This is a genomic window from Massilia orientalis, assembly GCF_030411975.2.
In the GTDB taxonomy this organism is placed as follows: domain Bacteria; phylum Pseudomonadota; class Gammaproteobacteria; order Burkholderiales; family Burkholderiaceae_D; genus Telluria; species Telluria orientalis.
Window position 1 is genome coordinate 1 of the sequence record NZ_JASNRB020000062.1, and the last position, 5,507, is coordinate 5,507.

General features: G+C 56.1%; 2 protein-coding genes and 2 pseudogenes. 2 read left to right on the forward strand and 2 right to left on the reverse strand.

What is annotated here, in order from left to right:
* Positions 1 to 414: 414 nt before the first annotated feature.
* A complete protein-coding gene (locus QPK29_RS33235) occupies positions 415 to 2,325 on the forward strand; it encodes a methyl-accepting chemotaxis protein (protein ID WP_371772404.1) in 1,911 nt (636 codons plus the stop codon).
* A 401-nt stretch (positions 2,326 to 2,726) separates the two neighbouring features.
* Here the strand turns inward: QPK29_RS33235 and QPK29_RS33240 are convergent.
* Positions 2,727 to 2,804 (reverse strand): annotated as a pseudogene (locus QPK29_RS33240) (4Fe-4S dicluster domain-containing protein); the annotation flags it as partial.
* Positions 2,805 to 2,891: 87 nt separating this feature from the next.
* On the opposite strand from QPK29_RS33240, the pseudogene QPK29_RS33245 reads away from it, so the two are divergent.
* Positions 2,892 to 3,378, forward strand: a pseudogene (locus QPK29_RS33245) (IS5 family transposase); the annotation flags it as partial.
* 7 nt (positions 3,379 to 3,385) lie between these two features.
* Here QPK29_RS33245 and QPK29_RS33250 read toward each other — a convergent pair.
* On the reverse strand, positions 3,386 to 5,044 hold the full coding sequence (locus tag QPK29_RS33250) for an electron transfer flavoprotein-ubiquinone oxidoreductase (RefSeq protein ID WP_371772403.1): 1,659 nt from the start codon (positions 5,042 to 5,044) through the stop codon (positions 3,386 to 3,388).
* Positions 5,045 to 5,507: the final 463 nt, after the last annotated feature.

Sequence of the window (5,507 nt, forward strand, 5' to 3'; positions counted from 1 at the left end):
TTACCTTCACTCATTCGCTGTCATCCTTTCGCGGACGACAGCTTAAACCACCGTCTCAAATTCGGGGTCCACTATATGCCGCTTTGCTTGCATTTTTCGACCCGCATCAGCGGAGCAATGACTCGTTCGCTCCTTAACGGACCTTGATATGGCCTCGAAGAACCTCCTGCAAAGAGATTTGTTGCCCTAACGTCGGAACATGTCCGCCGCCAACCTGTGCCGAACCCTGGCACGATCGAGATCCGAATGAAGCCATCTGAAATGCGTTTGCCGAACTGGCAAGTAGCCGAGAAGACCCAATTAGCTAAACGGAGTTCGCGTCGAAGCGGTTCCGCCCCCCCTGCACGGGATGACGATACGGACGAGCACCGCCCGAGCGTCCCTGGACACAAGTCACACAACACGAAGTTTCGAATGAATTTATCGTTGAGAGCGAAAGTTGTAACCGTTGCCACGCTTTGTGCAGTTGCCAGCCTGTTAATCACGTCTTTAGCTATGGGCTTGCAAGCGCAATCACAGGCTTACGAATCTGCGGCGCATCTGATTGACGCGCAAGCGTCAAGGACGGCTTTAGAGGTAAATGCCCAACTGCGGGAACCATTTCTCCTATCCCAAGCAGTAGCCGACGCGCTGGTGAGCGCGAAAAGGCTTGGTCAGCCGATACCCCGTGAACAAGTTGACGTTCTTATTCGCAGCGGTCTTGAGAGCCACCCGGACTGGACAGGGTTCTCGTCGGTTTGGGAGCCTAATGCGCTTGACGGTCTAGATGCACAATACGTGGATAAACCGGGCCATGATAAGACCGGACGTTATGTGAAGTGGTGGCATTGGGTTGAGCACAAGCTGGTTGCGAGCGCACTTGATAATTATTCCACTCCGCCTGCGAACGACTGGTATGAGTCGGTAAAACGTAAACGCAAGGGGCAACTTATCGAGCCTTTTGAATATAATTCTGATGGTCGACAGCTTAAGATCATGTCAGCGAGTGTTCCGATTCTTGACGGCGATAGTTTCCTCGGTCTCGTGGGTGTTGACCTGACATTGCAAGGCATAGATGCAACGCTCGATCGGTTAGCAAGAGGCCAAGTTTTTAAGCTCGCATTGATTTCGAATTCAGGAGTATATGTAGGTGGAGGCGACCCGGCGCTGCTGGGAAAGGTGGCAGATGATCTTCCCGAAGAGGTACGTTTGTCGATACGCCATGGCCGAACCGCCTCTTGGTCTGCAGGTGGATGGATTTATCGAGTAGTCCCTGTAACACCGAATGAAGGCGTTAGCCCTTGGAGCGTCAAAGTTAGCTACCCCGAGTCGGTGGCCTTGGCACCCGTGAAAAAACTTATATGGTTCAACATGGCCGTTGCCCTCACTTGTGTTTGCTTGACGGTACTGCTCATCACGGTCGTCGTCGGTCGACTCATGCGACCTCTAAGCGAACTCTCCAGCTCGGTCGAGTCTTTGGCGAACGGCAAAAGCACCTTGGACGCTCGCCTTGCCGTAAACAGCCGAGATGAGCTAGGTCGAATTGCCGAGGCGTTCAATCGCTTTATCAATAAGTTAGGCGAAGCCTTTATGGAAGCCAAAGAAGCCTCAAGTGAGGTGGTCGTAGCTTCTGAGCAAATTGCTCACGGGAACTCCGATCTTTCGGCCAGGTCTGAAGCCCAAGCCGCTCGATTGGAAGAGGTTACAATGTCAATGTCTGGATTAAGTAAGCTGGTTGAAGCAAACACTCGGGCCACCGATTCCGCGACGTCCTTGTGCAGTAAAGCTATCGAGTACTCGCAAACAAGCGATAAGGTTATGTTCGATACGCTAGCGAGTATGCGGGAGCTGCAGCTCGCGAGCGCGAGCATCGCGGAGATCACATCGACGATAGAGGGAATCGCTTTCCAAACAAATGTACTCGCGATCAATGCTTCCATTGAAGCGGCGCGCGCTGGGAATGCGGGACGAGGCTTTGCTGTTGTCGCCACCGAGGTACGGACTCTAGCTGGTCGAAGTGCAGACGCAGCACGAGGCATCAAAACGCTAGTCGAGCGCTCAGTTGAACAGATTAACTCTGCTAACCAGCTTATGACTCACACGGACGAGACGGTTCACGCACTCATGAACGCTGTACAGCGGATTACTGAACTAATCGGAACTATCTCTGAGAGTGGACAGCGTCAGTTCGATGAGATCAAACAGGTATCCCAGTCCATCTTGGCCGTTGACAGATCAACGGAGCAGAATGCTGCGCTTGTCGAAGAACTTGCTGCTGCGTCGGAATCGATGCATGAGCAGGCGGGTCGACTCCGCAACGTGGTGGCAGCCTTCATTAGTATTTAATGCCAAACCATTGACGAGCAAACATAGTCTTGCTGAGCATTGTCCAGCTCTGCAACAGTGGAAACACCCTTTTCTATTGCGCCAACTGCTGTCCGGTGGCGCAAGTGAAACCGCAGGAGATGCGTTGTCACTTGAACTGTTTGGTGAATATATCTGCCCTGCTCAAAGCAAGTTCTGTGGATCTGATCAACTCGTCATTGTCAAAGCCGAGGCCTCGCCTTCTGGGTCCTGCGATGAGCAATCAGGCCACCTTCGCTCGCAGTATCAACGGACCGGGAGTCGTCTGCTCGGCATAAGCCACCGAGAAATGTGCAGGTCCAGCATAAATGCAATACAGAACGGTACAACGGTTGTTGTTGTACGTTTGCTGTTGATGTGGTCCGGTATCTCTACATCCGCGCTTACATATTTGGATAATTGGGTCCGCCACCGCCCTCCGGCGTCACCCACAGGATGTTCTGCGTTGGATCTTTAGAGTCGCTAACGCAACTGGACGGGCGGCAATGCCTGGGGGTATCGTCGGGTGCATGGCAAAACGAAGAGTTAGCAAAAAGTAGTGGAAAGCGCTGGAGCCCCTGATACCGAAATTTGTCCCTTCCCGAAAAGGTGGCCGACACCGTTCGATTGATGACCGAGCAGTGTTGAACGGCATCTTGTATGTCCTGCAGACGGACATTCCTTGGGAGGAGTTGCCGCAAGAACTGGGCTTTGGCAGCGGGATGACGTGCTGGCGTCGACTGCGCGACTGGCAGGCCGACGGAGTCTGGGCGAAGCTGCACCTGGCCCTGCTGCAAAGGCTGCGCGAGCACGGCCAAATTGATTGGAGCCGTGCCAGTATTGATGGGGCCAGTGTGGCCAGCCCCCCGGGGGCCAGGAAACCGGCCCCAGCCCGACTGACCGCGGAAAACTCGACACCAAACGGCATATCGTCGTAGATGCACAAGGCATTCCGTTGGCCCTTACGGTCACGGGCGCGAACTGGCACGACTCGATGGCCTTCGAAGCACGTTGGACGCAATCCCGGCGATACCGGGACTGGATGGCCGGCCGAGATCCGCGCTTACATATTCGGATAATTGGGTCCGCCACCGCCCTCCGGGGTCACCCACACGATGTTCTGCGTTGGATCCTTAATGTCGCAGGTTTTGCAATGCACGCAGTTCTGCGCATTGATCTGCAAGCGATCATGGCCCTCGTCGGTTTTGACGAACTCGTACACGCCGGCCGGGCAGTAGCGCTGTTCTGGCCCCGCGAACCTTGCCAGGTTTACGACGACTGGCACGGCCGGGTTCTTCAACGTCAAGTGCACCGGCTGGTCTTCGGCGTGATTCGTGTTCGAGAGAAACACCGATGACATACGGTCGAAGGTAAGCTTGCCGTCCGGCTTTGGGTAAGCGATCGGGCGGAAGTCGGCGGCCGGGCGCAGGCACGCGTGGTCAGCGTGCTTATGGCGCAGAGTCCAAGGCGCCCTGCCCTTGAAAAGTATCTGGTCAATGCCAGTCATGATCGTGCCCAGGTACAGGCCCTTGCTCATCCAGGGCTTGAAGTTGCGCGCCACGTGCAGCTCCTTGTACAGCCAAGACTGCTCGAAAGCGGTCGGATAGCTCGCCAGCTCATCGTGCTGGCGGCCGGCCGTCACGGCAGCGAAAGCGGCGTCGGCCGCGAGCATGCCGGTCTTCATCGCGGCGTGACTCCCCTTGATGCGGCTGACGTTGAGGAAGCCTGCATCATCGCCGATCAAGGCGCCGCCCGGGAACACGGTTTTCGGCAGCGACTGCAACCCGCCGGCTGTGATCGCACGCGCGCCGTAGGAAATGCGCTTGCCGCCTTCGAAAAAGCCGCAGATTGCCGGATGAGTTTTATAGCGCTGGAATTCCTCATACGGCGACAGGTAGGGATTCTGGTAGGCCAGGCCGACTACAAAGCCGACCGCCACCTGGTTGTTCTCAAGGTGATACAGGAATGAGCCGCCGTACGTGCTGGAGTCCAGCGGCCAGCCGGCCGTGTGGATCACCAGCCCTGGCTGGTGCTTGGCCGGGTCGATTTCCCAGAGCTCTTTGATACCGATGCCGTAGGTCTGGGGATCCTTACCCTTGTCCAGTTGGTATCTCGCGATCAGCTGCTTGCCCAAGTGACCACGGCAGCCCTCGGCGAACAGCGTATATTTTGCATGCAACTCTATGCCGAGCTGAAAATTCTCGGTCGGCTCGCCGTGGCGGTTCACGCCCATATTGCCGGTGGCGACACCCTTGACCGAGCCATCGTCGTTGTACAGGAGCTCCGCCGCTGCGAAGCCTGGGAAGATTTCTACCCCGAGCGCTTCAGCCTGCAGGCCTAGCCACCGTACCACATTGCCGAGCGAAATCACGTAATTGCCGTGGTTGGTTAGCGCTTTCGGAACCATAAACGACGGAGTGGCGTAGGATTTGGTTTTGGTTAGGAACAGTACGCGGTCTTCGGTGACCGGGGTGTTCAGTGGTGCGCCCAGCTCCCTCCAGGTCGGGAACAGTTCATCGAGCGCCCGCGGATCCATGACAGCGCCGGACAAGGTATGCGCGCCGAGCTCGCCACCTTTTTCCAGCACACAAACCGAGATTTCCTTGTCCTGTACGGCAGCCAGCTGCTTTAGGCGGATAGCGGCCGAAAGCCCAGCCGGACCACCGCCGACGACAACGACATCGTAGTCCATGGCTTCGCGTTGTTCATATTGTCCGTTCATCTATACTCCCAGTGATCGCCTATCGGGCTTGTCCGATAGCGTGATTTTTCCTCACCCTCAGTCCTGCGTGGCGATTGTTTTAGGTCGGTTCGTGCCTCGTCCGGCGTTCTGTTGCTTCGCAAATGGTATGCGTTGCCGCTGAATTTGCTACACGGATCGCAACAACCCGCGATGACGATGACGTTATTAACGTCGCTAGCCGGCCGGCATCGAATGGCGCCAGTACTTCAGCCTGCAGCACGCTGCTCGCGCAAACGTGCCAATGAAATCGAAGGGTTCAACCATTCGATTTAAGCAGCGGCAACAGCCCATATCGCGCTTAATAATGGGCAAGCTCGACTAAGTCGCGGAATGCTGCCGCTGCTGCCTGCATTGACGCAGGTACCAGTTAGAAGACGGTCCGCATCTGGTCGTGGAACGACATGACCTCTCGCATCCTGTCGCGATCGGCCGCGATGGCGCG

Excerpts from the sequence above, each read along its gene's own strand:
- QPK29_RS33235 (WP_371772404.1), top strand. The coding sequence starts at position 415 with ATGAATTTATCGTTGAGAGCGAAAGTTGTAACCGTTGCCACGCTTTGT.
- QPK29_RS33250 (WP_371772403.1), bottom strand. The coding sequence starts at position 5,044 with ATGAACGGACAATATGAACAACGCGAAGCCATGGACTACGATGTCGTT.